Annotated in this window: 22 protein-coding genes; 3 read left to right on the top strand and 19 right to left on the bottom strand. The window is 74.4% G+C overall.

Annotated elements, in window-relative coordinates; all coding sequences use genetic code 11:
* Positions 1-72: 72 nt before the first annotated feature.
* On the top strand, positions 73-1,230 hold the full coding sequence (locus CG736_RS17035) for a DUF5667 domain-containing protein (protein WP_157815615.1): 1,158 nt from the start codon (positions 73-75) through the stop codon (positions 1,228-1,230).
* 50 nt (positions 1,231-1,280) lie between these two features.
* On the opposite strand, the gene CG736_RS17030 is transcribed toward CG736_RS17035, so the two are convergent.
* The 10 genes from CG736_RS17030 to CG736_RS16985 form a co-directional block, all read right to left on the bottom strand.
* A complete protein-coding gene (locus CG736_RS17030; protein WP_100587096.1) occupies positions 1,281-2,285 on the bottom strand; it encodes a lysophospholipid acyltransferase family protein in 1,005 nt (334 codons plus the stop codon).
* Positions 2,282-3,337 (bottom strand): NAD-dependent epimerase/dehydratase family protein, encoded by a 1,056-nt coding sequence (locus tag CG736_RS17025; protein WP_100587095.1) that lies wholly within the window; start codon positions 3,335-3,337, stop codon positions 2,282-2,284. Before CG736_RS17025 ends, CG736_RS17030 begins: the two co-directional genes overlap by 4 nt.
* Positions 3,338-3,546: 209 nt before the next feature.
* Positions 3,547-3,645, bottom strand: a complete 99-nt coding sequence (locus tag CG736_RS17020; protein WP_003948845.1) for a 30S ribosomal protein bS22 — start codon at positions 3,643-3,645, stop codon at positions 3,547-3,549.
* 123 nt (positions 3,646-3,768) lie between these two features.
* The gene (locus tag CG736_RS17015) at positions 3,769-3,972 is read right to left on the bottom strand and encodes a helix-turn-helix domain-containing protein (RefSeq protein WP_035863710.1); all 204 of its coding nucleotides are present in this window, start codon (positions 3,970-3,972) and stop codon (positions 3,769-3,771) included.
* Between the two features lie 117 nt (positions 3,973-4,089).
* A complete protein-coding gene (locus tag CG736_RS17010; RefSeq protein WP_100587094.1) occupies positions 4,090-4,953 on the bottom strand; it encodes a phosphatase in 864 nt (287 codons plus the stop codon).
* A complete protein-coding gene (locus CG736_RS17005) occupies positions 4,950-6,134 on the bottom strand; it encodes an acetoin utilization protein AcuC (RefSeq protein WP_100587093.1) in 1,185 nt (394 codons plus the stop codon). Before CG736_RS17005 ends, CG736_RS17010 begins: the two co-directional genes overlap by 4 nt.
* 39 nt (positions 6,135-6,173) lie before the next feature.
* Complete coding sequence (locus CG736_RS17000; RefSeq protein WP_100587322.1) at positions 6,174-7,415, bottom strand: MFS transporter; 1,242 nt, start codon at positions 7,413-7,415, stop codon at positions 6,174-6,176.
* A gap of 96 nt (positions 7,416-7,511) precedes the next feature.
* Positions 7,512-8,162, bottom strand: a complete 651-nt coding sequence (locus CG736_RS16995) for an HAD family phosphatase (RefSeq protein ID WP_100587092.1) — start codon at positions 8,160-8,162, stop codon at positions 7,512-7,514.
* An 11-nt stretch (positions 8,163-8,173) separates the two neighbouring features.
* Complete coding sequence (proC, locus tag CG736_RS16990; protein WP_100587091.1) at positions 8,174-9,001, bottom strand: pyrroline-5-carboxylate reductase; 828 nt, start codon at positions 8,999-9,001, stop codon at positions 8,174-8,176.
* A gap of 85 nt (positions 9,002-9,086) precedes the next feature.
* Positions 9,087-9,719 carry a DUF6461 domain-containing protein gene (locus CG736_RS16985; protein WP_100587090.1) on the bottom strand — a complete coding sequence of 211 codons (633 nt, stop codon included), beginning with the start codon at positions 9,717-9,719 and terminating at the stop codon, positions 9,087-9,089.
* Between the two features lie 120 nt (positions 9,720-9,839).
* On the opposite strand from CG736_RS16985, the gene CG736_RS16980 reads away from it, so the two are divergent.
* Positions 9,840-10,286, top strand: coding sequence for a hypothetical protein (locus tag CG736_RS16980; RefSeq protein WP_157815614.1), 447 nt, complete (start codon positions 9,840-9,842; stop codon positions 10,284-10,286).
* Between the two features lie 51 nt (positions 10,287-10,337).
* Positions 10,338-11,567: a hypothetical protein gene (locus CG736_RS16975; protein ID WP_157815613.1), complete on the top strand. Its 1,230-nt coding sequence runs from the start codon at positions 10,338-10,340 to the stop codon at positions 11,565-11,567.
* Between the two features lie 7 nt (positions 11,568-11,574).
* Here the strand turns inward: CG736_RS16975 and CG736_RS16970 are convergent, their stop codons facing one another.
* The 9 genes from CG736_RS16970 to CG736_RS16930 form a co-directional block, all read right to left on the bottom strand.
* Positions 11,575-12,078 (bottom strand): hypothetical protein, encoded by a 504-nt coding sequence (locus CG736_RS16970; RefSeq protein ID WP_100587087.1) that lies wholly within the window; start codon positions 12,076-12,078, stop codon positions 11,575-11,577.
* A gap of 64 nt (positions 12,079-12,142) precedes the next feature.
* The gene (ilvD, locus tag CG736_RS16965) at positions 12,143-13,987 is read right to left on the bottom strand and encodes a dihydroxy-acid dehydratase (RefSeq protein ID WP_100587086.1); all 1,845 of its coding nucleotides are present in this window, start codon (positions 13,985-13,987) and stop codon (positions 12,143-12,145) included.
* Positions 13,988-14,106: 119 nt separating this feature from the next.
* A complete protein-coding gene (locus CG736_RS16960; protein WP_100587085.1) occupies positions 14,107-14,862 on the bottom strand; it encodes a class I SAM-dependent methyltransferase in 756 nt (251 codons plus the stop codon).
* Between the two features lie 15 nt (positions 14,863-14,877).
* Positions 14,878-15,276, bottom strand: coding sequence for a VOC family protein (locus CG736_RS16955; protein ID WP_100587084.1), 399 nt, complete (start codon positions 15,274-15,276; stop codon positions 14,878-14,880).
* Between the two features lie 104 nt (positions 15,277-15,380).
* Positions 15,381-16,208 carry a sugar phosphate isomerase/epimerase gene (locus tag CG736_RS16950; protein ID WP_198520545.1) on the bottom strand — a complete coding sequence of 276 codons (828 nt, stop codon included), beginning with the start codon at positions 16,206-16,208 and terminating at the stop codon, positions 15,381-15,383.
* 199 nt (positions 16,209-16,407) lie between these two features.
* On the bottom strand, positions 16,408-19,533 hold the full coding sequence (locus CG736_RS16945) for a hypothetical protein (protein ID WP_157815612.1): 3,126 nt from the start codon (positions 19,531-19,533) through the stop codon (positions 16,408-16,410).
* A gap of 103 nt (positions 19,534-19,636) precedes the next feature.
* Positions 19,637-20,590 (bottom strand): Ppx/GppA phosphatase family protein, encoded by a 954-nt coding sequence (locus tag CG736_RS16940; RefSeq protein ID WP_100587082.1) that lies wholly within the window; start codon positions 20,588-20,590, stop codon positions 19,637-19,639.
* Between the two features lie 49 nt (positions 20,591-20,639).
* Complete coding sequence (locus CG736_RS16935) at positions 20,640-21,917, bottom strand: SUKH-4 family immunity protein (protein ID WP_100587081.1); 1,278 nt, start codon at positions 21,915-21,917, stop codon at positions 20,640-20,642.
* A partial coding sequence (locus CG736_RS16930; protein WP_100587080.1) for a toxin glutamine deamidase domain-containing protein occupies positions 21,914-23,012 on the bottom strand: 1,099 nt, incomplete at its 5' end. The genes CG736_RS16935 and CG736_RS16930, both read right to left, overlap by 4 nt.

The raw sequence follows: 23,012 nt of genomic DNA, 5'->3' as shown, positions 1-23,012 counted from the left end.
TGTGGTGTGGGCCCGCCGGGACAACCAACCGCCGGGCCGCGGTGTCGAAAACGACGAAGGGAGGTGTGGCCCGTGACGGCAAACATGCTGGAGCACCGGCGGGCGAAGTCCTTCGCCGAGGCGCTGGAGGCCCACCAGAGTGACCACCGGAGCAGCGGCGCGCACCGGGCCGGCTCCGCCGCCATGGCCGAGTTGCTCACCATGGCCGACGCCCTCGGCGCGCTCCCCGCCCCCGGGCTCGCCGCCGAGACGCGGACGGTCCAACGCGCCCGGCTGATGGCCGCGTTCGAGCAGCAGTGGGCCGAGGGCGCCCCCACGGCGGTCATCCCCGTCCAGCGCCGCGGGCGCGTCCGGCGGAGCCGCTGGGGCCGTCGCCTGGCGATCGGCGGACTGGTCGCGGGCGTCGCCGTCGGCTCCTTCGCCGGGGCCGCCGCCGCCTCCACCGGCGCCCTCCCCGGGGACGCCCTGTACGGCATGAAGCGCGGCCTCGAAGGGCTCCGCCTCGACTGGGCCGACAGCGACTCCGAGCGTGGCGCCCTGCTCCTCCAGCAGGCCTCCACCCGGCTCGACGAGGCGCAGTCCCTGCTCGGTCGGACCGACCCGGGCACCACGCTCAGCCCGGCCACGGTCGACCAGGTCCGCCGCGCCCTCGACGACATGCACGCCGAGGCCCTGCGCGGCCGCGACCTGCTGCGCGCGGTCTACCGCTCCAACGGCTCGCTCGCCCCGATGCGCCAACTCGCCGGCTTCGCCGGGCAGGACGAGCGCTGGTCGGCGCTGCAGTCCCGGCTGCCGTCCGGCCTGGCCGGCCAGGCCGACAAGGTGGACCGCCTGTTCAGCGACATAAGCGAGGACGTCGCGCCCCTGCGGCTGGTGGAGGTCGCCGGCCAGGGCAGCGACGGCAGCGGGGCCGCCGGCGGCACCGGCGACTCCAAGGCGGGCCGGCCGGCCGGCGGCGACACCGCGAGCACCGGCAGCGGCGCCGGGCAGGGCCCGGCCGGCGGGTCCGCCGGGCGGGCCACCCCGTCGGCCACGCCGTCCGCCAAGCCCGGTCTGGGCGACCTGCTGGGCAACCTCACCGGCGCCACGCCCTCGCCGGCCGCCCCGCCGGCCCAGGGCGGCGGGGCCCCGGCCCCGTCGGCCTCCCCCGCCGCACCGGCGGACGGCAGCCAGGGCCTGAACCTGCCGCCGCTCCTCCCGGGGCTGCTGCCCGGTCTCACGCTCGGCTGAGCCGGGCGTCGGGTCGCCGCTCCGCGCCGGGAGCGCGGAGCGGCGGCCCGTCAGCCGAAGACCGAGCGGCGCTGCACCAGCAGCTTGTACAGCGTGTGCTGGATGGTCTCCCGCACCTGGTCGGTCAGGTTGAACACCAGCATCGGGTCGTCGGCGGCGTCCTTCGGGTAGCTGTCCGTCGGGATCGGCTCGCCGAACTGGATGGTCCACTTGGTCGGCAGCGGGATCGCCCCGAGCGGGCCCAGCCACGGGAAGGTCGGCGTGATCGGCACGTACGGCAGGCCGAGCAGCCGGGCCAGCGTCTTGAAGTTGCCGATCATCGGGTAGGTCTCCTCCGCGCCGACGATCGAGCACGGCACGATCGGCACCCCGGCCCGCAGCGCGGACGCCACGAAGCCGCCGCGGCCGAACCGCTGGAGCTTGTACCGGTCGGCGAACGGCTTGCCGATGCCCTTGAAGCCCTCCGGCCAGACCCCGACCACCTCGCCGCGCTCCAGCAGCGTCTGCGCGTCCTCGTTGCAGGCCAGCGTGTGCCCGGCCTTGCGGGCCAGCTCGTTGACCACCGGCAGTACGAACACCAGGTCGGCGGCCAGCATCCGCAGGTGCCGGTCGGCGTGGTCGTGCACCGCGACCTGCGTCATCAGCGCGTCCAGCGGGACGGTGCCGGAGTGGTTGGCGACGATCAGCACGCCGCCGTCGGCCGGGATGTGCTCGGTGCCGCGGACGTCGATCCGGAAGTACTTCTCCGCCAGCGGCCGCAGCATCGCGAGGAACACCTCCTCGGTCAGCTCCCGGTCGAAGCCGAAGTCGTCGACCTCGTAGTCGCCCGTCAGCCGGCGGCGCAGGAAGCCGAGTCCGCCGGCGGCGCGCTGCTCCCAGCCCTTGCCGAGCAGCCGGGTCGCGGTCGCGCCGAGCTGGCCGGAGAGCGCCGCGCCGACGCCGTCGGCCAGCCGGTCGGCCAGCGCCGGGCGCGGCTCGGGGCCGGACCAGCTCGGCGCGGACTCGATCGGGATGACCTTGGCCGCCGGGTCGGCGGGCTCCCGGACGGCTGTCATCGCGGCCTCAACTCCTCTGGTTCGGTGGGGCGGTGGTCGGCGAGCAGGTCGGTGAGCCGGTCGGTGACGGCGGTCAGCCGGGCCGGCGGCAGCGGGCCGGGCTTCACATGCGCGGCGAAGTCGGCGAACGCCTCGGAGGTGCTCCAGCGGGGGGTGTAGCCGAACGTGCCGCGCAGCAGCGCGGTGTCCACCACCCGTCCGTGGGTGAGCAGTTGGAGCTGTTCCTGGGAGAACGCGCGGTCCGCGGGGGCGGTCAGCTGCCGGGCCAGCCGGCCGACCACGCCGAGCGCGGGCCGCAGCAGCGGCACGGTGGGCCGGCCGAGCCGGCGGGCGCACTGGGAGAGCAGCAGCACGCCGTCGCCCGCCACGTTGTAGGTGCCGCTCGGCGCGTCCAGCGCGGCCAGCCGCAGCACCTCCAGCGCGTCGTCCTCGTGGACGAACTGCAGGCGCGGGTCGTGGCCGAGCGCGGTCGGCAGCAGCGGCAGCCGGAAGTACGCGGTCAGCGGGGTGTCGCCGTGCGCGCCGAGGATGTTGGCGAACCGCAGCACGGTCACCGCGACGTCGGGGCGGCGGCGGGCGAACCCGCGGACGTAGCCCTCCACCTCGGCGGCGTCCCGGGCGAAGCCGCCGGCCGGCAGCGCCTTGGGCTGCATCCGCTCGCCGAACACCGCCGGGTCGCGCGGCGCGGAGCCGTAGACGGCGGTGGTGGACTTGACCACCAGGCGGCGTACGCCGGGGGCCTTCTGGCACGCCCCGAGCAGCTGCATGGTGCCGATGACGTTGGTCTCCTTCACCAGCGCCCGGCCGCCGTGCCCGAGCGAGGTGACGTGCAGGTGCACCACGGTGTCGACCTCGTGCTCGGCGATCACCCGGGCGATCGCCGGCCGGCGCAGGTCGACCTGCGCGTACTCCACGCCGGACGGCAGTGCGGCCGGCGGCGGGCCGGCGTCCACGCCGACCACCCGGTCCACGCCGGGCTGTTCGGCGATCTGCCCGGCGAACCGCGCACCGAGCCAGTGCGCCACACCGGTGACGAGCACGACCTTGCCCACGTTGCCGCGACCTCCCTGGCTGCCGGTGCTGCCTTCCCCCTGGCCTGCACCGTACCGCGCCGCGGTCGCGGGAGCGGAAACGCCACTGCCCGCCACCGGAAATCATCCGGGGGCGGGCAGTGGTGCACCGTCGGCGTCAGTTCTTCCTGCGTCGCTGAACGCGTATGCGGGGCCGACCCCCGCGTGAGCGAGGATGACGCCGAACGGTGTTACTTCTTGTTGCGACGCTGAACGCGGGTCCTCTTCAGAAGCTTGCGGTGCTTCTTCTTGGCCATACGCTTGCGACGCTTCTTGATGACAGAGCCCACGGAACATTCCTCGCTCACTCGGACCCGCGCCCGTGAGGAACGGGAGTCCATACGACTGACGGAGGGCCTAGCCTACCGTCCACCTCGCGTTTGCCGTAATCGGTGTCCCGTGGCGGTTGCAGACTACGCGCTCTGCAACCGCACGTAGGACTCCTGGAGGTACTCGTGCACCTTCTGCTCGGGCACCCGGAACGAGCGTCCGACCCTGATGGCCGGAAGTTCGCCGCTGTGCACGAGACGGTAGACCGTCATCTTCGAGACCCGCATCACCGAGGCGACCTCGGCGACGGTCAGGAAGACCACATCCTGCAGGGGACGCTCGCTCATGACCCTCACCCGACCCTTACCCGTGTGCAAGGCACCGGCTTCCCCTCCGGTGACTCCACCGGCACACGTGTATCCCCAGAGTAGTTATGGGTGGTACGGGTGGGAAGGGGGTGGCCGTCAACTGTTGTACGGTGCGAGATCCGCCCGTTGCAGTACGTAGTCGCTCAACGGGCGGTAGCAGGACGGGGCGGAGCCGTCCTCCAGCGGGACGACCACCCGGACCAGACCGTCCGCCTCGGCGGCGAACGGGGCGACGTCGTTGCAGTCGGCGATCCCGCCGGCCGGGATGCCGAGGCGGCCGGCGCCGCACAGCCAGCCGTGGTCGCCCAGGACCAGGTCGGGAGGGCGGTGCCCGGCGTCGGCGAGGGCGGCCACGGCCAGTCGGACGGGCAGCGCGGAGTGGGTGTGGGCGAGGTCGCCCGGGCCGGGCCGGCCGGGGCGTTCGGGGCCGTCCAGGGCGCGCATCACCAGCACCCGGTCGACCACGTCGAGGTAACGGGGGCGGTCACCCTCCGGGGTGGGCTCACGGAAGCGCACGCCCCGCGCAGGGGTGTGCACGGGGCAGCCCGCCGCTTCAAGCGCCCTTACGAGCGCCCCGTGGAAGCCGGCCAGTTTGGTCGGGTGCCCGGTGCCGGCCAGCACGCTGCCGCGGCGGTCGGCGGTGCGGCGCAGCAGCGCGGCGAGGCGGTCCAGCGCGGCGAGGGTGAGTTCGGGGTCGATGGTGTCGGGGCCCTCGGTGTACCGGGGGTCGGGGTCGACGCCGACCCGTTCGGCCATCAGCCGCAGCACCGCGTCCTGGTCGCGGCGGGGCTCCGGGGCGAGGCCCATCAGCGCCTTGGGGTCGCCCTGGGCGAACAGCCGGTAGTGCCGCAGGTTGTTCTGCCGGGGGGTGGGCACGTCGGGGCCGGCCAGGCGGTGCTTCAGCAGGTGGGCGCGGAGGTCCTCGCGGGCGGTCGCGAGCGCGGACGCGGTCGCGGTCACGGGAGCAGTCCGTGGTGCGGGAGGACGGCGCGGCGGGTGGCCAGGATCGCCTGGTCGAGCCGGTCGGCGGGGTCGTAGCCGCCGTCGTGGAAGTCCGCCCAGTCGGGGTCGGCGCCGTCGGTCATCCGCAGCGGGGCGGGGCGGCGGGTCAGCCGGTAGACCTCGGCGCGCCACTCCTCGGGGGTCTCGGTGGCCGGGTCGACGGGGTGGCCGGCGGCGGTGGCCACCAGGTGCGTCCAGGCGCGGGGCACCACGTCGACCACCGCGTACCCGCCGCCGCCGGTGGCCACCCAGCGGCCGTCGGCGTACTGGTGGGCGAGGCGGTGCACCGACTCGGCGATCAGGCGCTGGGCGTCGACGGTGACGGCGAGGTGGGCGAGCGGGTCCTCGATGTGGGTGTCCGCGCCGTGCTGACTGACTATCACCTGCGGGCGGAACGCGGCCAGCAGTTCGGGGACGAGGGCGTGGAAGGCCCGCAGCCAGCCGGCGTCGCCGGTGCCGGCGGGCAGCGCCAGGTTCGCGGCGGAGCCCTCGGCGTCCGGGCCACCGGTCTCGGTGGCCCAACCGGTCTGCGGGAACAGGGTGCTGGGGCTCTCGTGCACGGAGACGGTGAGCACCCGGGGGTCGTTCCAGAACGCCTGCTGGACGCCGTCGCCGTGGTGGACGTCCACGTCGATGTAGGCGACCCGTTCCGCGCCCAGCTCCAGCAGGCGGGCGATGGCGAGGGCCGGGTCGTTGTAGATGCAGAACCCGGACGCCTGGCCGGGCATCGCGTGGTGCAGCCCGCCGGCGAAGTTGACGGCGTGCGGGGTCTGCCCGCGCCACACCGCCTCGGCGGCGGCCACCGACTGGCCGGCGATCAGCGCGGAGGCGGTGTGCAGGCCCGGGAACGACCAGTTGTCGTCGGTGCCCAGGCCGTGCACGGGGTCGGTGCCGGACGGGTCGGCGGCGGCGCGCTTCACGGCCGCCAGGTAGTCGGCGGTGTGCACCAGGCGGAGCGTGGAGTCGCCGGCGGCGGGGGCGGAGCGGACGGTCACGGAGGGCTGCTCGGCGAGGCCGAGGGACTCGATCAGACGCATCGTCAGGGCGAGACGGGTCGGGTCCATGGGGTGGCCCGGTCCGAAGTCGTAGCCGGTTTCGGCTTCGTCCCAGTAGAGGTGCAGTCCGCAAGTTTCTGCCATGGGCACACGGTATCCGGCAGCGGCGCACCCGGGCGCAGGTCATGGTGTGCGACGCGGTCCTGCCACTGGCTGCCGTCCGCTTCGCGCAGTCTCCCGCGCCCCCGGCTTCGCGCCCTCGAAGTGGGGGGCCAGCGGGATGATCGCCAGGATCATGAGCATGGGGGCGCCGAAGGCCCAGCGGTAGTCGGAGAGTTCGGCGAGGGTGCCGACGAGGGGGGAGCCGATCAGGAAGCCGACGTAGTTGAAGAGGTTGAGGCGGGCGACGGCGGCGTCGCTCGCGTGCGGGAGGAGGCGGCCGCCGGCGGCGAAGACCTGGGGGATGATCGCGCAGATGCCGAAGCCGAGGACGGTGAAGCCGAGGATGCCGGCCCAGGCGCCGGGGGCGGTGGCGGCGAGCAGGAAGCCGGCGCCGGCCAGGCTCGCGCCGGTGCGGACGACCGGGATCGCGCCGAAGCGCTGGACGGCGCGGTCGCCGACGGCGCGGCCGAGCAGCATCGCGACCATGTAGCCGAGGTAGGAGAGCTTGGCTAGGTCCTCGCGGCTGCCGAGGCCGTCGGTGAGGTACTTGACGCTGTAGTTGGAGACCGAGGCGTCGGCGATGTAGGCGAAGGCCATCGCGGCGCACAGCGGCAGCAGCGGGCGCCAGGGGATGCGGCGGGCGGCGAGTTCGGCGGCTTCCCGGACGGCGTCGCCGAGCTCGGCGGGGCCGGCGAAGCGGCGACCGACCAGCAGCGCGGCGGGGGCGAGGACGATCGCGGCGCCGCCGAAGAGGGTGGGCAGGCCGGCGTCGTAGTGGGCGGCGAGGCCGGCGAGGGCGGCGCCGGCGATGCCGCCGAGGCTGAACGCGGCGTGGAAGCCGATCATGATGCTGCGGCCGTAGCGGTGCTGGAGGCCGACGCCGAGCATGTTCATGGAGGCGTCGAGGGCGCCGACCAGGAGGCCGAACAGGCCGAGGGCGATGGCGAGTTGCCAGAGCTGGTCGCCGAGGCCGGTGAGTCCGAGGGTGAGGCAGAGGGTGGGCTGGACGACGCGCAGGACGCCGCGGGCGGTGGTGCGCTTGACCAGCGTCTCGGAGCCGATGGAGCCGACGCCGGCCAGGATCGGGACGGCGGCCAGGAAGACCGGCAGCAGGGAGTCGCTGAGTCCGTAGCGCTTCTGGATCTCGGGTATGCAGGTGACCAGCAGGGCGAAGGCAGTGCCCTGGAGGAGGAACGAGAGGGTCAGCGCGGCGCGGGCCTGCCGGAGTCTCGGGGTGGGTTCGGCCGTGGCCGTGTCCTGCATCGGGACCTCGCTCACCACCGACGCTACCGGCCGGTACGAAGGATGTTGGCCAGAGCGTAGGGGGTGGGCGGCGTCGGCGGGAGGGGTCGGACGCGATCAGTTCAGGAGGTCGACCGCCCGCTCCAGATCGGCGTAGAGGCCGGTGGCTCCGGCGGCGTCGAGCCTCTCCGGGTCGGTGAGCGCGGTGTACCCGTACACGTCCATTCCGGCGGCGCGGGCGGCGAGGACGCCGTTGGCGCTGTCCTCCAGGACCAGGCAGCGGGCCGGGTCGGCGCCCATGGTGCGGGCGGCGTGCAGGAACAGGTCGGGGGCGGGCTTGCCGATGCCGACGTCCTGGGCGGAGAACAGCAGGTCGTCGGTGAAGTGGCGGGACAGGCCGGTGAGCCGGTGCGCGGTGCGGATCCAGGAGTGGTGGGCGGAGGAGGCGACGCAGTAGCGGACGCCGTGCTCCCGGAGGTGGGTCAGGAACTTCTCGGCGCCGGGCACGGGCCGGAGTTCGCCCTCGAACGCGGCGAACACCCGGTCGTGGAACAGGTCGTCGAAGCCCTCGGGGAGGGTGGCCCCGTGCCGTTCGGCGATCACGTCGTGGACGTAGTGCGCGGCGGTGCCCATGAAGTCGCGGTAGGAGTCCTCGACGGTGGTGGGGAAGCCGAGCTCGGTGAGGTACTCGGCGAGCACCCGGTTGGCTATCGGCTCGCTGTCCACCAGGACGCCGTCGTTGTCGAGAATCAGCAGGTCGTAACTCACGTTGCTCCAGACTACTTTCCGCCGGTGGCCAGTTCCCGGGAGCGGTCCCGGGCGGCTTCGAGGGCGCCGAGCAGGGCGGCCCGGACGCCGTGGTTCTCCAGCTCGCGGATGGCCGCGATGGTGGTGCCGGCCGGGGAGGTGACGGCCTCGCGCAGCTTGACGGGGTGCTCGCCGGAGTCGCGGAGCATCACCGAGGCGCCGATCGCGGACTGCACGATCAGCTCGTGGGCGACCTGGCGGGGCAGGCCGAGCAGGATCCCGGCGTCGATCATCGCCTCGACCAGGAAGTAGAAGTAGGCGGGCCCGGAGCCGGACAGCGCGGTGGCGGCGTCCTGCTGGCTCTCGGGGACGCGCAGCGCCTTGCCGACCGAGCGGAAGATCGCCTCGGTGCGCTCCAGGTGGGCCTCGGTGGCGTGCGAGCCGCCGGAGATGACGCTCATGCCCTCGTCGACCAGGACGGGGGTGTTGGGCATGACGCGGACCACGGGGGTGCCGGGGGCGAGCCGGTCCTCGAACCAGGCGGTGGGGATGCCGGCGGCGGCGGAGACGATCAGCTTGTCGGCGGCGACGTGCTCGGCGAGTTCGTCGAGCAGGGCGCCCATGTCCTGCGGCTTGACGGCGAGGATCAGGGTGTCGGCGAGCTTGGCGGCCTCGGCGTTGGTCGCGGTGGCGACGCCGTAGCGGTCGGCGAGCTCGGTGGCCCGCTCGGGGCGGCGGGCGGTGACCATGACGTCGGCCGGGTCGGCGCCGGCCCGCAGCAGGCCGGAGAGCAGGGCTTCGCCGATCTTTCCGGTGCCCAGGAAGGCGATCTTCTGGCCGGCGGTGGTGCTGTTGCTCATGGGGCCCTCCGTGCGCTGCGGTTCCTGCCCGCCATCTTGCCCCGGAACGCCGCCGCCGCGGCGCAGGCGTCCACCCTGCGGGCGGTCAGTCGGTGTCGTCCTCGTCGGGCACCACGCCGAGCACGAACTCGGCGTCGCGGACCGTCTCTTCGGTGATCCGGACGCCGGTGAGCCGTTCGGAGAGCGCGAAGATCACGGCCTTCCGCTCAAGGGTGTCGGCGGTGTCCCGGTGGCCGACCTCGTCCAGCAGCGCGTCCAGGGCGCGCGGGTCGCTGCCGTACGACGAGGCCGGGTGTTCGAAGGAGGTGCGCAGCTCGCCGTCCAGGTAGTGGTGGAACATGTGCATCGGCTTGCCGCCGTTGCTGTCGTGGGTGACGGTGGCGCCGCCGCGGGACAGGCCCGCCAGGTGGCGGGGCATTGCGCCGCCGCCGTCGAGGGCGAGCAGCAGCGTCCAGTCGCCGTCGGCGCCGGGGACGGCGACGGCGCCGACGGCGAACGAGGAGTCCTGGTGGTCGTCGACCCACTCGCGCAGTTCCTCCTGGCAGTCGAACAGGTCGTCGGCGCCGTCGCCGAAGCCCTGCGGGACGGCGCCGATCGACTCCAGCACCTGCTGCGGGGTGCGGCCGCGCACCAGGGTGAGGGAGTAACCGTCCTGGAGGCAGCAGGCGAACCAGCGGGAGTCGGCGAGCCAGGCGTAGTCGTGCGCAGTCGGAGTCATCCGAGCAGTCTGCCGCAGGCCTCCGACACCGGCGTCGCGGTGTGGCGGTCCCGCCCCGTAGGGGGAATTTCAGGGGTCCCGGTGCTGGATTCCCGGGCGGCCGAGGAGCACCGTGGAGGCATGGGACACGGAGAGTTGTCAGGACGTGAGAACCGTCAGGTCGCTGTCGCCGCGGCGACGCTCGGGCCGTGGCGGACGGCGACGGCGGTGGGTGCGGTGGTCGGCGGGGCCGCGCTCGCGGTGGACGTGGTGACCGGGCACTGGTCGATGGACATCCTGGCGGGGCCGGTGGGCCTCGGGCTGTTCTTCTTCTTCCTGGTGGGCACGGTCGGCGGCCGGCTGCGCAAGGGCGGGGACCGGCGGCTTCGGCGCTGGGCGGCGGAGCACCCGTGGCAGTCGGCGGTTCCGGCGTCGGCGGCGCTGTGGCTGGCGAGCACCCTGAACCTGTGGCTGCTGGGCGACTGGGGCCTGTTCGGGGCGCTGTTCACGTCGCTGCTGCCCGCGGGTCTGCTGCTGGGCGTGGCGGGTGTGGTCGGTTCGGTGAAGGCGGCCCGCAAGGACGCGTAGCTCCGCCCCCCGGTGTCGGGCGTGTCGGCGGTGGTCGGCATACTTCCGGCCGTGCCGAGAAAAGAGGGGCCGGGGCCGGAGAGCGGCGAGCCCGGACACGAGGGGGACCCCTTCGAGGGGTTGGTACTGGACGAGGAGTTCGTCCGGGGGGCGAAGAACACCGAAGCATCCGGCCGGGCCCGGATGTTGACGGCGCGTTGGAAGGACGACCCGCCGCCGGAGAACGGGCCTTGGCGGCCGCCCACGGAGGCCGCCGCCGAGGCGCCGAAGATCAGGAAGCCGCATCCGGTGCGCAACGCGCTGCTGGCGCTGCTGGTGCCGGTGGCGCTGATCGCGGTGATGGTCGCGGAGGGGAGCCCGAAGGGTAAGCCGCAGGCGTCGTCCTCGGAGCTTCCGTCGGTGGGTCCGGCGACCGCCGTGCCGAGCAGCAGGGCGCCGCAGGTGGCCCCGGAGACGCCGACGCCGGAGCGGCCGTGGGCGGGTTCGCCCGCCGAGGCGTGGCCGGCCGGTGCGGACGGGCTGGCGCTGCCGCCGGCCGCCGCGGTCGGGGTGTTCGACCAGGAGCGGGTGGCCAAGGACCTGGAGCTGGCGAAGGCGTTCCTGGTCGCGACCAACCTGGACCCGAAGGTGATGGCGGGCGGGTACCCGCAGGCCGCGATCGACCTGCTGGGCCGGGAGACCGCCGACAGCATGGCGGCGGACTTCGCCCACCCGAGCGAGGAGCACGACCCGGCGGACTGGGTGAGCCGCTTCGACCCGGCGTGGGCGGTGCCGGTGACCGACCAGGTGAAGGTGCAGGGCCTGATCAGCTTCGAGGGCGACGGCGAGCAGGGCCTGCTGGTGCACGCCGACGTCACCTTCGTGTACGCGCTGAAGCCGGGCCCGCAGGTCGGCAAGGCCTCGCCGTCGGCGAAGCCCGTGCCGAACGGCGGGGGGCAGCCGACCGGCACGGCCGGCGCGAAGTCGGTGGCCTGGATCCAGGCCGACCCGGTGACGGTCGAGGTGCAGCGGGAGATCGTCCGCCGCAAGGTCGACGTCCGCTTCGCCGACCCGGCGCGCTTCCAGGTGAAGAAGGACAAGGTCTGGGTCGCCGGCATGAACAGCGAGTGGTCCAACACGCTCTGCGGCTACAACGGCGGCTACCTGCGGCCGTCGTTCCGCGCCGACCGGTCCGACGAGGGCGTCAGCGCCTCGCCCGGGGGCGGCCCGACCAGCGACCCGTACGACTGGGGCCGTCCGATGAGCACCGACACCAGGTGCGGGACGGCCAGCCGCACCTGACGGCCGTTCAGGCCCGCCGCCGGGCCGCCTTGCGGGCGTCGCGTTCCGCCCGGGCGGCCCGGCGGCGCTGCCAGGTGGCGGTCCGCTGGTCGTGGACGGCGCGCCGGAGGCCCTCGCCGGGGGCCTCGACCAGGCTGCGCAGGAAGTAGACGGCGAGGGCGCCGACGGAGCCGACCAGCCAGACGCCGGCCAGGGCCTTGTCCTCGGCCATCCAGCCGGTGAGCGAGTCCCGGCCCTCGGTGAGGATCTTCCAGTTTCGCAGGCCCGCCAGGGCGGTGCAGATGCCGATGGCGAGGGACAGCAGCACGGTGAGCGGGGCGGCGGCGGAGAGCCGGACGCCGGAGACGCCCAGGCGCAGCAGCAGCGCCGCGGCGGCGGTGGCCGCCAGGGCGCCGAGCGACACCAGGACGCGGCGCAGCCAGTAGGCGGCGTCGCGGTCGACCCAGGTGGTGCCGAAGAAGCGGATCGGCTCGGGGGCGGGCGCGCCGTCGGCGGTGGTGGTCGTCCTCACGCGTCCGATTATCACCACGCCGGGCTGCCCGCCCCGGGCGGCACGCTGGGGCGGGCGGGGGGTGTCAGCCGAGCTTGCTGACGTCCCGGACGGCGCCCTTGTCGGCGGAGGTGGCCATCGCCGCGTACGCCTTGAGGGCGGCCGAGACCTGCCGGTCGCGGGTCTTCGGGCGGTAGCCGCTGCCCGACTCCAGCTTGAGCCGGCGCTCGTGCAGCTCCTCGAAGGAGACGTCGAGGTTGATGGTGCGGGCCGGGATGTCGATGGTGATCGGGTCGCCGTCCTCGACCAGGGCGATGGCGCCGCCGGACGCCGCCTCCGGGGAGACGTGGCCGATGGACAGGCCGGAGGTGCCGCCGGAGAACCGGCCGTCGGTGATCAGCGCGCAGGCCTTGCCCAGGCCGCGGCCCTTCAGGAAGGACGTCGGGTAGAGCATCTCCTGCATGCCCGGGCCGCCCTTGGGGCCCTCGTAGCGGATGACCACCACGTCGCCCTCGGCGATCTGCTTGGCGAGGATCTTCTCCACCGCCTCGTCCTGGGACTCGCAGACCACGGCCTTGCCGCGGAAGCGCCAGATCGACTCGTCCACGCCGGCGGTCTTCACCACGCAGCCGTCCTCGGCGATGTTGCCGTACAGCACGGCCAGGCCGCCCTCGACCGAGTAGGCGTGCTCGACGCTGCGGATGCAGCCGCCGGCCGCGTCGGTGTCCAGGGTGTCCCAGCGCTCGGACTGACTGAACGCCTCGGCGGAGCGGACGCAGCCCGGGGCGGCGTGCCACAGTTCGACGGCCTGCGCGGAGGGCGAACCGCCGCGCACGTCCCAGGTCTTGAGCCACTCGGCGAGCGAGTCGGAGTGCACGGTGTGCACCTCCTCGTTGAGCAGCCCGCCGCGGTACAGCTCGCCGAGGATGGCGGGGATGCCGCCGGCCCGGTGCACGTCCTCCATGTAGTACTTGCCGTTCGGGGCGACCTTGGACAGGCACGGCACCTTGCGCGAGATCGCGTCGATGGCCCGCATGTCGAAGTCGACCTTCGCCTCCTGCGCGGCGGCCAGCAGGTGCAGGATCGTGTTGGTGGAGCCGCCCATCGCGATGTCCAGCGCCATGGCGTTCTCGAACGCGGCGCGGGTGGCGATGTTGCGCGGCAGGACGGTGGCGTCGTCGCCGCCGTAGTAGCGGTTGGTGATGTCCACGACCGTGCGGCCGGCCTGCTCGTACAGGGCGCGGCGGGAGGTGTGGGTGGCCAGCACCGAGCCGTTGCCGGGCAGCGACAGGCCGATCGCCTCGGTCAGGCAGTTCATCGAGTTGGCGGTGAACATGCCGGAGCAGGAGCCGCAGGTCGGGCAGGCGTTCTCCTCGATGATCGAGATGTCCGCGTCGGAGACCTGCTCGTTCACCGCCTGGGAGATCGCGTCCACCAGGTCCAGCTTGCGGACGGTGCCGTCGACCAGGGTGGCCTGGCCGGCCTCCATCGGGCCGCCGGAGACGAACACGGTGGGGATGTTGAGGCGCAGGGCGGCCATCAGCATGCCCGGGGTGATCTTGTCGCAGTTGGAGATGCAGATCAGCGCGTCCGCGCAGTGCGCGTTGACCATGTACTCGACCGAGTCGGCGATCAGGTCGCGCGAGGGCAGCGAGTACAGCATGCCGTCGTGGCCCATGGCGATGCCGTCGTCGACCGCGATGGTGTTGAACTCGCGCGGGATGCCGCCCGCCTGCTTGATCGCCTCGGAGACGATCCGGCCGACCGGCTGCAGGTGGGTGTGGCCGGGGACGAACTCGGTGAAGGAGTTGGCGACCGCGATGATCGGCTTGCCGAAGTCCTCGCGGGCTACGCCCGCGGCGCGCAGAAGGGCGCGCGCGCCCGCCATGTTGCGACCTTGGGTGACCGTGTTGGACCTCAGCTGGGGCATCGGAGCCGCTCCTTCGGGACTTTTCTGGGTCCGTCGAGCCTACGCCCGCGCCGCCCCGATCCGGACCAGGTGTCCGCGATGCGGTCAGCGCGGGCGGCTGCCGGGGCCGAGGCCCCGGGCTACGGCTTCGGGGCGACGTACAGGTCCAGCCGGTACGGCTCGACCAGCTGCCCGTCCGGGAACTCGGCGAGCAGCGCCTCCCGTTCGGCGGCCAGGACCGGGGCGCGCCGCTCCGGGTCCAGCACCGCCACGTACGAACGGGAGGTCAGGTCGGTGATCACCTGATCGACCGTCACCCGCCGCTCCCAGCGCACCGAGGCCTCCCGCACCTCCAGGCCCGCCTCGGTCAACTTCTCGGGCCCGGCGATCACTCCGCCGTAGTAGTGGTAGCCGGGCAGGGTGGCGGCCATCCGCTCCTGGTGGGCGGCCAGCCACGGGGTCTCGTAGTCCTTGACGTTCCACCACAGGGCGAGCGCCCCGCCCGGGCGCAGCACCCGCAGGGCCTCGGGGACCGACCGCTCCGGGTCGGTCCAGTGGAACGCCTGCGCGTAGGTGACGAAGTCCACCGAGGCGTCGTGGAACGGCAGTTCGTCGCCGCCCGCCCTGACCACCGGCAGTTCGGGGCTGACCTCGCGGAACACCGCGGCCATCCCGTCGCTGGGTTCGACCGCCACCACCCGGGCGCCGCGGCCGGCCAGCAGCCGGGTGGCGATGCCGGTGCCGGCGCCGACGTCCAGCACGTCCGCGCCGTTCAGCGGGCGGCCGGACAGCCGCTCCAGCTCGTCGAACAGCGCGTCCGGGTAGGACGGGCGGGCCGCGTTGTACTCGGCGGCGACCGCGCCGAAGGAACTCGCGTGGGCCTGCAGGTCACTCATCGGTTCGTCCTCTCGTCATCCCCAGGTGCGGGAGCACAGCACCAGGCCGTAGCCGTCCGGGTCCAGCACCGTCACCCCGAACTCGTCCCAGTACGGGTTGTGCGCGGGCACCCGGCGGCCGCCCGCCGCGACCAGGCGCTCGACCAGCGCCTCGTCCACCGGCTCGCCCAGGTACAGCACGAACAGGTCCTCGACGGTGGGGGCCGGCTCGACCGGGCGCTCCGGGTCCACGGCGAGCTCGAAGTGCCAGGCGCCGCCCGGGAATCCGACCATCAGCAGGTCGTGCTCGCCGGACACCCGCTCGGTGGTGCGCCACAGCACGGACAGGCCGAGGCCCTCGACGTAGAAGCGTTCGGCCGCCGCCAGGTCGCGGGAGGGCCGGGCCAGTCGGACGTGGGTGTCGGCGCCGATCATGCCGGGCCCGCCGCTCGCCGGGTGATCATTCGGTGTTTGATCATGGGGCCGACTCTAGGCGCGGGCCCGGCGGCATGTCCGCCGGTTCACGAACTGACGCGGCGTCAGGACGCGGGCCGGACCGCCGCCAGGTGCAGACGGGTGAAGGCCAGCGCCTCCGCGAGGTCGGCCTCCCGGTCGGCCGGGGTGCCGGACTTGCGGGTGTTGACCTCCAGCACCACGTGCCCGTCGAACCCGGTCCGGGCCAGGCGCTCCAGCAGCTCCGCGCACGGCTGCTTGCCGCGCCCCGGGATCAGGTGCTCGTCCTTGCCGGACCCGGAGCCGTCCGCCAGGTGCACGTGCGCCAGCCGCTCCCCCATCCGGTCCACCAGCCCCAGCGCGTCCACCCGCGAGGTCGCGGCGTGCGACAGGTCGACGGTGAAGTGCCGGTACTCCTCCTCGGTGACGTCCCAGCCGGGGGCGTAGGCCAGCACCTCGCGGTCCCGGTAGCGCCACGGGTACATGTTCTCCACCGCGAACCGGATCGGCGTCTCCCCCGCCATCCGGTCGATGCCCGCCACGAAGTCCTTGGCGTACTGCCGCTGCCAGCGGAACGGCGGGTGCACCACCACGGTGTCCGCGCCGAGCCGCTCGGCCGCCTTCCGGGCCCGCACCAGCTTGGTCCACGGGTCGGTGCTCCAGACCCGCTGGGTGATCAGCAGGCACGGGGCGTGCACCGCGAGGATCGGCACCTCGTAGGTGTCGGAGAGCCGCCGCAGCGCCTCCACGTCCTGGCTCACCGGGTCGTTCCAGACCATCACCTCGACGCCGTCGTACCCGAGCCGCGAGGCCAGTTCGAACGCCGTCTCGGTGGTCGACGGGTACACCGACGCCGTCGACAGCGCCACCTTGGTGTCCGGCACGTGCAGCGCCGGGTGCGGCGGCAGCACCAGCCGGTCCGTGGTGCGCAGCAGCGGCGGCCGCTCCAGCTTCCGCCGCGCCGCGCGGGCCGCCCGCGCCGCCTTCAACGGCAAGGGGCCGCGCCTCGGCTTTCGCTGGTCCGCTGAATCCACCACGCGAACCAGGTTAAGCGCACGGCGCGGCCCCGTCGGGATCCCGACCGGTGTGCGATGCGGCACGCGGTCCCGGCGGCTAGCCCTTGACCACCTCGAACGCCTTGGGCAGGTAGCCGGGCGACGGGACGCCCTTCTTGTAGGCGGCGCCCCTGACCAGCAGGTCGTAGCCGCCGACGTAGGCGGACCCGAGATTGACCCGGACGTGCAGCTCGGTGCCGTCCGCGCTCACCCACAGCGGGCGCACCGGCGGGTTGTCGTACCGGTTGTTGTCGGGGAGCAGGTCGATCTGGCTGTCGAGGCTGAGGCCCGTGCCGCGGACGGTCATCTCGACGTAGCCGCCGACCGTCGCCACGGCCGGGCCGATCCACTGCGGGACGCCGGAGCGTTCGGCGCCGGTGCCCGGCCGGGCGCCCTGCAGCGTGAACGCGAGCGGCAGGTGGGCCCGGCCCGGGGTGAACAGCAGCACCGCGTGCCCGGTGGTCGTGCCGTTGTACGTGCAGACGGTGGAGATCCCGGTGTTCGGGTCGTCCCGCGTGCACGTGTAGGCGGTGTCCGCGTCGGCCCAGTTCTCCCGGCCGGCCACGGTCAGCCCGTGCCGGGCGAGGAAGTCGTCGTTGGCCGCGGCGACGTCCACCCGCTGCCCGGGCCGCATCTCCAGCACCGCGCAGTACAGCGGCGCGGCGTCGGTGAGCACCCCGCTGCGCTGGTCGAAGCCGTCGGCGGAGACCGGGTGGGCGGCGCACTCCGGCGCCCAGCCGGCGGCGGTGGCCAGCCGCCAGACGTCCAGCGTGCCCGGGAACGGGGTCCAGTCGCCCGGGTTGCGGGCGGCCACCAGCGCGACGTAGCGGGTCGAGCCGGTGACCCGGCATTCGGTGCTCCAGTCCCGGCACACCGTCCGGCCCTCGGCGTCCACCACCGTCACCTCGGCGGACGTCCGGTCGGTGTTGGCGCGGACGCCGACCTTCAGCAGGTCCGCGGTGGCCGCGTCGAAGGTGGTGCAGTGCACGTCGACGGAGGTGTCGAAGGCGACGCCGGCGCCCGGGCCGCCGACCTTGCCCGACGAGGCGGGCAGGTCGCAGGCCGCGGACGGGGTGGCGTCCCGGCGGACCAGCGTGTAGCCGCCCAGGCCGCGGCCGTAGGTCAGCAGCGCGGTGTAGGGCCGGCCGGCGGGCGGGCGGCAGACGTCGGTCCGGCCGGCGACGATCTGGCAGAACTCCGTGCCGGACGGGTCGACCAGGTGCAGCACGGACTCGAACTGCGGCCCTTCCAGGCGGTAGTTGAGCAGTTCGGCGGCCGGGTGGTCGGCGGGGACGGTGAAGCAGGTCTCCAGCGTGCCGTCGGCCCGCGTCCCGGACAGGCCGGTGCGGGTGCCGCTGCCGGTGCCGTACTCGGAGCCGGCCCACGGGACGCAGCCGGCGGTCTCGCCGACCCGCTGGATCATCACCCGGTAGTTGAACGCGCCGGTGGCGGTCAGCACCAGCCGGAACGGGGCGGCGCCGGTCAGCCGGCACACGTCGTAGGTGGCGTACACGGTGTTGCCCTGGCACTGCACGGCGCCGGCGGCGTCCAGCACGCGGTAGCGCACCGTCTCGCCCTTGGCCGTCCCGTTCCGCAGGAAGACGGAGTCGCCGGACGCGGTCGGCAAGGTCCGGCAGCGGTCCTGGCCGGCCGAGTCGAAGGTCTCGACGGGCGCGCCGGAGGCCATCTGGTCGTCCCGGCCGACGGTGCAGCCGCGGGTGTCGGTGGCCGAGCGGAGCACCATCGCGTACGGGATCTCGTAGATGCTCGGCGCCACCGTGTAGGTGTAGTCGCCGGCCTTGAGGTCGCACTCCCCGTCCGGGCAGAGCTCGGTGCCGTCGGGACGGTAGAGGTGGCCGCCGGTGTCGCCGATCTCGCCCGTCCCGCGGAACGTGTAGTGGCCGTCGGCGGGCACCCGCAGGAGCCGGCAGCGGGTGGTGTCCTTCAGGTCGGGGGCCACCCCGTACGCCTGCGGCTCGACCACCGGGCAGCCCTCCGGCCCCGACAGCCGCGACAGCGCCAGGCGGTAGGTCCGGTCCGAGTAGCCGCCGTACTGGACGACCACCCGGTAGGGGGCGGTGCCGGCCAGCCGGCAGTCCAGGACGGACCAGTCGCCCTTGGAGCAGACCTCGGCGCCGGTGGCGTCGAACACGCCGGCGGACAGGCTGGAGTGGAGCATCCGCAGCAGGTCGCCCGTGGCGAAGTCGCCCGCGTAGCAGTCGCCCGCCTTGCCGGGCGGCACCACGCCGTCGTACATGGTGGGCCGGCCGAGCGAACGGTCGGCGGCGCTCAGGGCCACGCACTTGTCGGTGGAGAACACCGGCAGGTACGAGAGCGTGACCGGCAGGGGCTTCGTGTCGTAGTCGTACAGCCGCAGCGTGTACGTGCCGGCCCCGTTCGTGACGCACCGGGCCGGGCCGTAGCTGTAGGTGTCCGGCGAGACGTCGCAGGCCACCTGCTTGCCGTCCGGGCCGAACAGTCGCGGCACCATGCCGAACAGCTTGCTGGACACCTGGACGATCACCATGTCCCGCGCCTGCGACACCGGCAGCCGGAACAGGGTCGGCCTGCCCGGGGCGAGATTGCAGGTCACCATGACCTGGGGCGCCAGCGCGTCCGGGCACGAGCCGTCCGAGGGCGACGGGCTGGGCGACGGGCTGGTGGACGGGCTCGGGGACGGGCTGGTGGACGGACTCGGGCTCGGCGACGGCGTCGGCGAACCGGAGCCGGACGGCGAGGGGCCCGGCGTGCCCCCGGGCGTCGGAGTCTGGGGCTGGGTCTGGGTCCGGGTCGGTGCGGGGGTGCCGGGGCCGCCGACCCGCACGGGCCCGCTCCCGCCGCCGGTGCGGCGCCCGCCGCCGGACCCGGTGGACCCGGTGGACCCGGTGGACCCGTCGTCCGTCGTGCCGTCCGGGTCGTCGGGGGTGCCCCCGGTGCCGGGGGTCTCCGGGGCGCCCGAAGTGGCGGAGGCGGACGGGCTCGGCGTGGCGCCGGAGGTCGGCGTCGGCGTGGCGGACGGCGAGGCGGCGGCGGACGCGTTGGCGGGTCCGGACGCCACCGGCTTCGGGTCGTCCTTCCCGGGCAGCAGCAGCGCCAGCGACACCAGCACGGCGAGGACCAGCAGGCCCCCGACCGCGGCCAGCAGCCACGTCGCTCTTCTGCGGTCGGCAAACGGCACTGGCATCGCGGCCCCCCGGTGTGGTGCTCTCCCCCTGAAATCACCGGGATCATAAGCGCTCGCACACGAATTTCCCAGCGGAAGAGCAGAGTTGAGGCCTGACTGCCGGTCAGGCCTCGATCGCGACCCGGCTGTCCTGGCCGTCCATGGTGTCGAGGCGGCGCAGGATGATGCCCTCGCGCAGCGCCCACGGGCAGATGTCCAGCTCCTCCAGACCGAACAGGTCCATCGCGGCGTCCGCGACCAGCGCGCCGGCCAGCAGCTGGCGGGCGCGGCCGAGCGAGACGCCGGGGATCCGGGCGCGTTCGGCGGGCGTCATCGCGGCGAGCCGCGGCAGCCAGGCGGAGAGGCCGGCCCGGGTGAGCTTGCGGGGGACGCGGACGCCCGCGCCCTCGGGGGCGGCGCCGGTCATCCGGGCGAGCTGCTTGAAGGTCTTGGAGGTGGCCACCGAGTGGTCGGGCGCGCCGAGGCGGGCGATGTCGCCGACCGTGCCGGCGATCTCGGCGCGGATGTACCGCCGCAACTCGCGGATGTCGCCGGGGTCGGCGACGTCGCCCGGGAGGCGGGAGGTGAGGCGGCCGGCGCCGAGCGGCAGGGAGGTGGCGACGTCGGGCTGCTCGTCCAGGCCGCAGGCGATCTCCAGGGAGCCGCCGCCGATGTCGAGGTTGAGCAGCCGGCCGGAGGACCAGCCGAACCAGCGGCGGACGGCGAGGAAGGTCAGCCGGGCCTCGTCCTGGCCGGACAGCACGGTGAGGGCGACGCCGGTCTCGTCCTCGACCCGGCGCAGCACCTCCTCGCCGTTGGCGGCCTCCCGGACGGCGGAGGTGGCGAACGGCAGCAGGTCGACGACGCCCTTGTCCTCGGCGACCCGCAGCGAGGAGGCGACCATGGAGACCAGCCGTTCGACGCCGATCTCGCCGATCGCCCCGTCCGCGTCCAGCAGCTCGGCGAGCCGCAGGTCCGCCTTGTGCGAGTAGGCGGGCAGGGGGGCCGCGCCGGGGTGGGCGTCCACCACGAGGAAGTGGACGGTGTTGGAGCCTACGTCGAGCACACCGAGTCGCATGACCGTCCAACCTAGCCCAAACCGGTGACCGCCAGGGGTAGCGGCGGGGTCACAGCAGACCGTCCCAGAGCTGTTCGACGATGACCGCCCACCAGTTCTCCGGGTCGCGCAGCGCCGTCCGGTCGAGGGCGGCCAGCGCCCACTGGAACTCCGCGACGGCGGGGCCGGCCTGCTCGGGCGGCAGGTCGCGCAGGCGCGGGTAGCGCTCGGCGAGCAGCGCCAGGCAGCGGGTGAAGGCCGTCAGGTCGGTGTTGCAGTAGCGGGCCTCGCAGGTGTCGGGGTCGACGGCGCGGATCCGGCCCTGCGCGGTGTCGACGGTGAACAGCGCCCAGCCGTCGGTGCCGAGCAGCCGCTGCCCGAGCAGCGCGGCGCGGGCCGCGGCGGTGGCCCGCCGGCCGCGGCCGAGCGCGCCTAGGTGCTCGGCGAGGTCCGGCAGGACCGGCCCGGCCTGCTCGGCGATGCCGTCGCTCTCCGGCAGGTGCAGGGCGAAGAAGCCGGGCACGACCCGCGGCAGGCCGGTGCGCTGCAGGGCGCGGGCGGCGGGCTCGGGCAGGTCGGCGGCGAGCACCTCGACCTGCTCGAAGCGGTGCGTGCCGTCCTCGCCGAACAGGGCGGCCAGCCGCTGCCCGAGGCCGTTCTCGTCCTCGGGCTGGGCGGGCGGCACGGCGAGCGGGAACGGCACCCGGTTGTAGGTCCGGCCGGTACGGGCGACCAGCGCCCGGACGGCGGCCGCCCGGTGGTCGTGGCGCGGCCCGTACGGCTGCTCGAACTCGATCCGGACGCCGGGCAGCCGGGCCGCGATGACGTGCTCCCAGTAGCCGCCGGGGAGCATCGACAGCCGCAGGTCGGTGCGGAGCGCGACCAGGTCGTCGAGGGCGACGCCCTGCGCGGACAGCTGCTGCCAGGCGCGCAGCGCCGGGTGCGGGTGGCCGTGCGCGGAGTGCACGGCCAGCGACCGGGTGACGCCCTTGTCGTCCCGGTAGCTCAGCGCGGCCCGGGTGCCGGGGCCGGTGACGGGCGGCAGCGCCGGGTTGTGGCTGCCGGCGCCGAGGCGGTCGCGGTAGAGCCGCTCCACCTCGGGCACCGGGACGGACGGGAAGACGGTGAGTTCGCCGCTGACCCGGTCGACCACGGCGCAGGCCGTGCCGATCTCCTCGGGCGCGCGGCGCGCGCCGGTGAGCGGGTCGGTGAGGATCGGCGCGGGCTCCGGCCAGAGCACCCAGCCGAGGTCGAACTCGTGGCACCTGACAGGCCGTGAACCCTCCTGCGGGAGGTCGCCGTTGACCCAGCGATGGGCAGTGGCGAGGGCCTGTTCACGGGTGATCATCGGCTGGTGCTCCCGGTGGTGCGGTGGATGGTGAGACGGGAGCGCGGCGGCGCCGCCGCGGGCGGGACGTCCGCGGCCGGTTCCTCGGCGGGCCCGCCGACCATGGCCGGCACCGGCTCGGCCACCGCGACGGGCGCCCCGGACGGGACGGCGACGGTGACCGGCAGCGACGCGGACAGGTCGATCGGCCGGTCGGCGGCGTCCACCGCGATCGCCCACAGGCCGTGGTCGGCCGGGTAGAGCGGGGTCGGCGCGGCGTAGCCGGTCTGGTGGTCGAGGTAGCTGAGCACGCCCTTGTGGTTGACGGCGTTCCAGGTGTGCGAGCGGCCGAAGCCGTCGACGGTCAGCAGCACCGCGCGGGTACCGGTGCCGTGCGCGAGCAGCGCCTGCCCGAGCTTGCCGTGCGCGTCGTCGCCGTCGCCCAGGTCGAGGAACCGGGTGCCGAGTTCCAGCTCGGCGCGGTCGCGGCCGCCGCGCTCGCCGGCCGGGCCGTCGGGCAGCCGGGGCGCGGCGCAGGTGGGCGCGCCGCCGAGCGTGTCGACGGCCGACAGGGCCACGTCCACGCAGTTGTTGGCGCGGCCGCTCTCGGCCGGGCCGCCGCCGTTGAGGACCTCGATCCACTCGCCGACCATCGGGTCCGGGTACGGCCCGGGAGTGCGGCGCACCACCTCGGCCTGGTGCGCGGGATCGACCGGGCCGAGCCCGCCGGGCAGCCCGTACGGGCGGCTGTCGGCGAGCGTGCGCACCGTCTGCTCGGCGGAGCCGGGCCGCACCGCGCCGCCCGGGCCGCCGCCGGTGATCACCAGCCACGCCGCGGACGCCTGGTGCAGCGGCGCGCCGGACTCGTCGACCGCGCCGTGCCGCCGGCCGTCCGGCAGCGGGTCGTGCCGGACCGGGCCGCCGGGGGCCTGCTGGCCGATGCCGCCGCCGCCCGCGGGCGGAACCGGACCGGTCACCGGCCGGGCCGCCACCGGACGGTTGTCCGCCGCGTGCTGGCCGACACCGACCACGGCGGCCGCCGAACCGGCCTGCCCGCCCGTACCGGGCGCGCCGGGGGTCGCACCGGCCGCCGCGCCGGGAGCACCCGGGGCGCCC

Source organism: Kitasatospora sp. CB02891, assembly GCF_002803145.1.
Taxonomy (GTDB): domain Bacteria; phylum Actinomycetota; class Actinomycetes; order Streptomycetales; family Streptomycetaceae; genus Kitasatospora; species Kitasatospora griseola.
The sequence above is the reverse complement of the archived record's forward strand: the minus strand, read 5'-3'. Positions and strand labels throughout refer to the sequence as shown.

Coding starts and splice junctions, on each gene's coding strand:
- proC (WP_100587091.1), bottom strand. CDS start 9,001: ATGAGCAACAGCACCACCGCCGGCCAGAAGATCGCCTTCCTGGGCACC.
- CG736_RS16980 (WP_157815614.1), top strand. CDS start 9,840: ATGGGACACGGAGAGTTGTCAGGACGTGAGAACCGTCAGGTCGCTGTC.
- CG736_RS17030 (WP_100587096.1), bottom strand. CDS start 2,285: ATGACAGCCGTCCGGGAGCCCGCCGACCCGGCGGCCAAGGTCATCCCG.
- CG736_RS17005 (WP_100587093.1), bottom strand. CDS start 6,134: ATGGCAGAAACTTGCGGACTGCACCTCTACTGGGACGAAGCCGAAACC.
- CG736_RS16940 (WP_100587082.1), bottom strand. CDS start 20,590: ATGCGACTCGGTGTGCTCGACGTAGGCTCCAACACCGTCCACTTCCTC.
- CG736_RS16960 (WP_100587085.1), bottom strand. CDS start 14,862: ATGAGTGACCTGCAGGCCCACGCGAGTTCCTTCGGCGCGGTCGCCGCC.
- CG736_RS16935 (WP_100587081.1), bottom strand. CDS start 21,917: ATGATCACCCGTGAACAGGCCCTCGCCACTGCCCATCGCTGGGTCAAC.
- ilvD (WP_100587086.1), bottom strand. CDS start 13,987: ATGCCCCAGCTGAGGTCCAACACGGTCACCCAAGGTCGCAACATGGCG.
- CG736_RS16985 (WP_100587090.1), bottom strand. CDS start 9,719: ATGACTCCGACTGCGCACGACTACGCCTGGCTCGCCGACTCCCGCTGG.
- CG736_RS16955 (WP_100587084.1), bottom strand. CDS start 15,276: ATGATCGGCGCCGACACCCACGTCCGACTGGCCCGGCCCTCCCGCGAC.
- CG736_RS16945 (WP_157815612.1), bottom strand. CDS start 19,533: ATGCCAGTGCCGTTTGCCGACCGCAGAAGAGCGACGTGGCTGCTGGCC.
- CG736_RS17000 (WP_100587322.1), bottom strand. CDS start 7,415: ATGCAGGACACGGCCACGGCCGAACCCACCCCGAGACTCCGGCAGGCC.
- CG736_RS17015 (WP_035863710.1), bottom strand. CDS start 3,972: ATGAGCGAGCGTCCCCTGCAGGATGTGGTCTTCCTGACCGTCGCCGAG.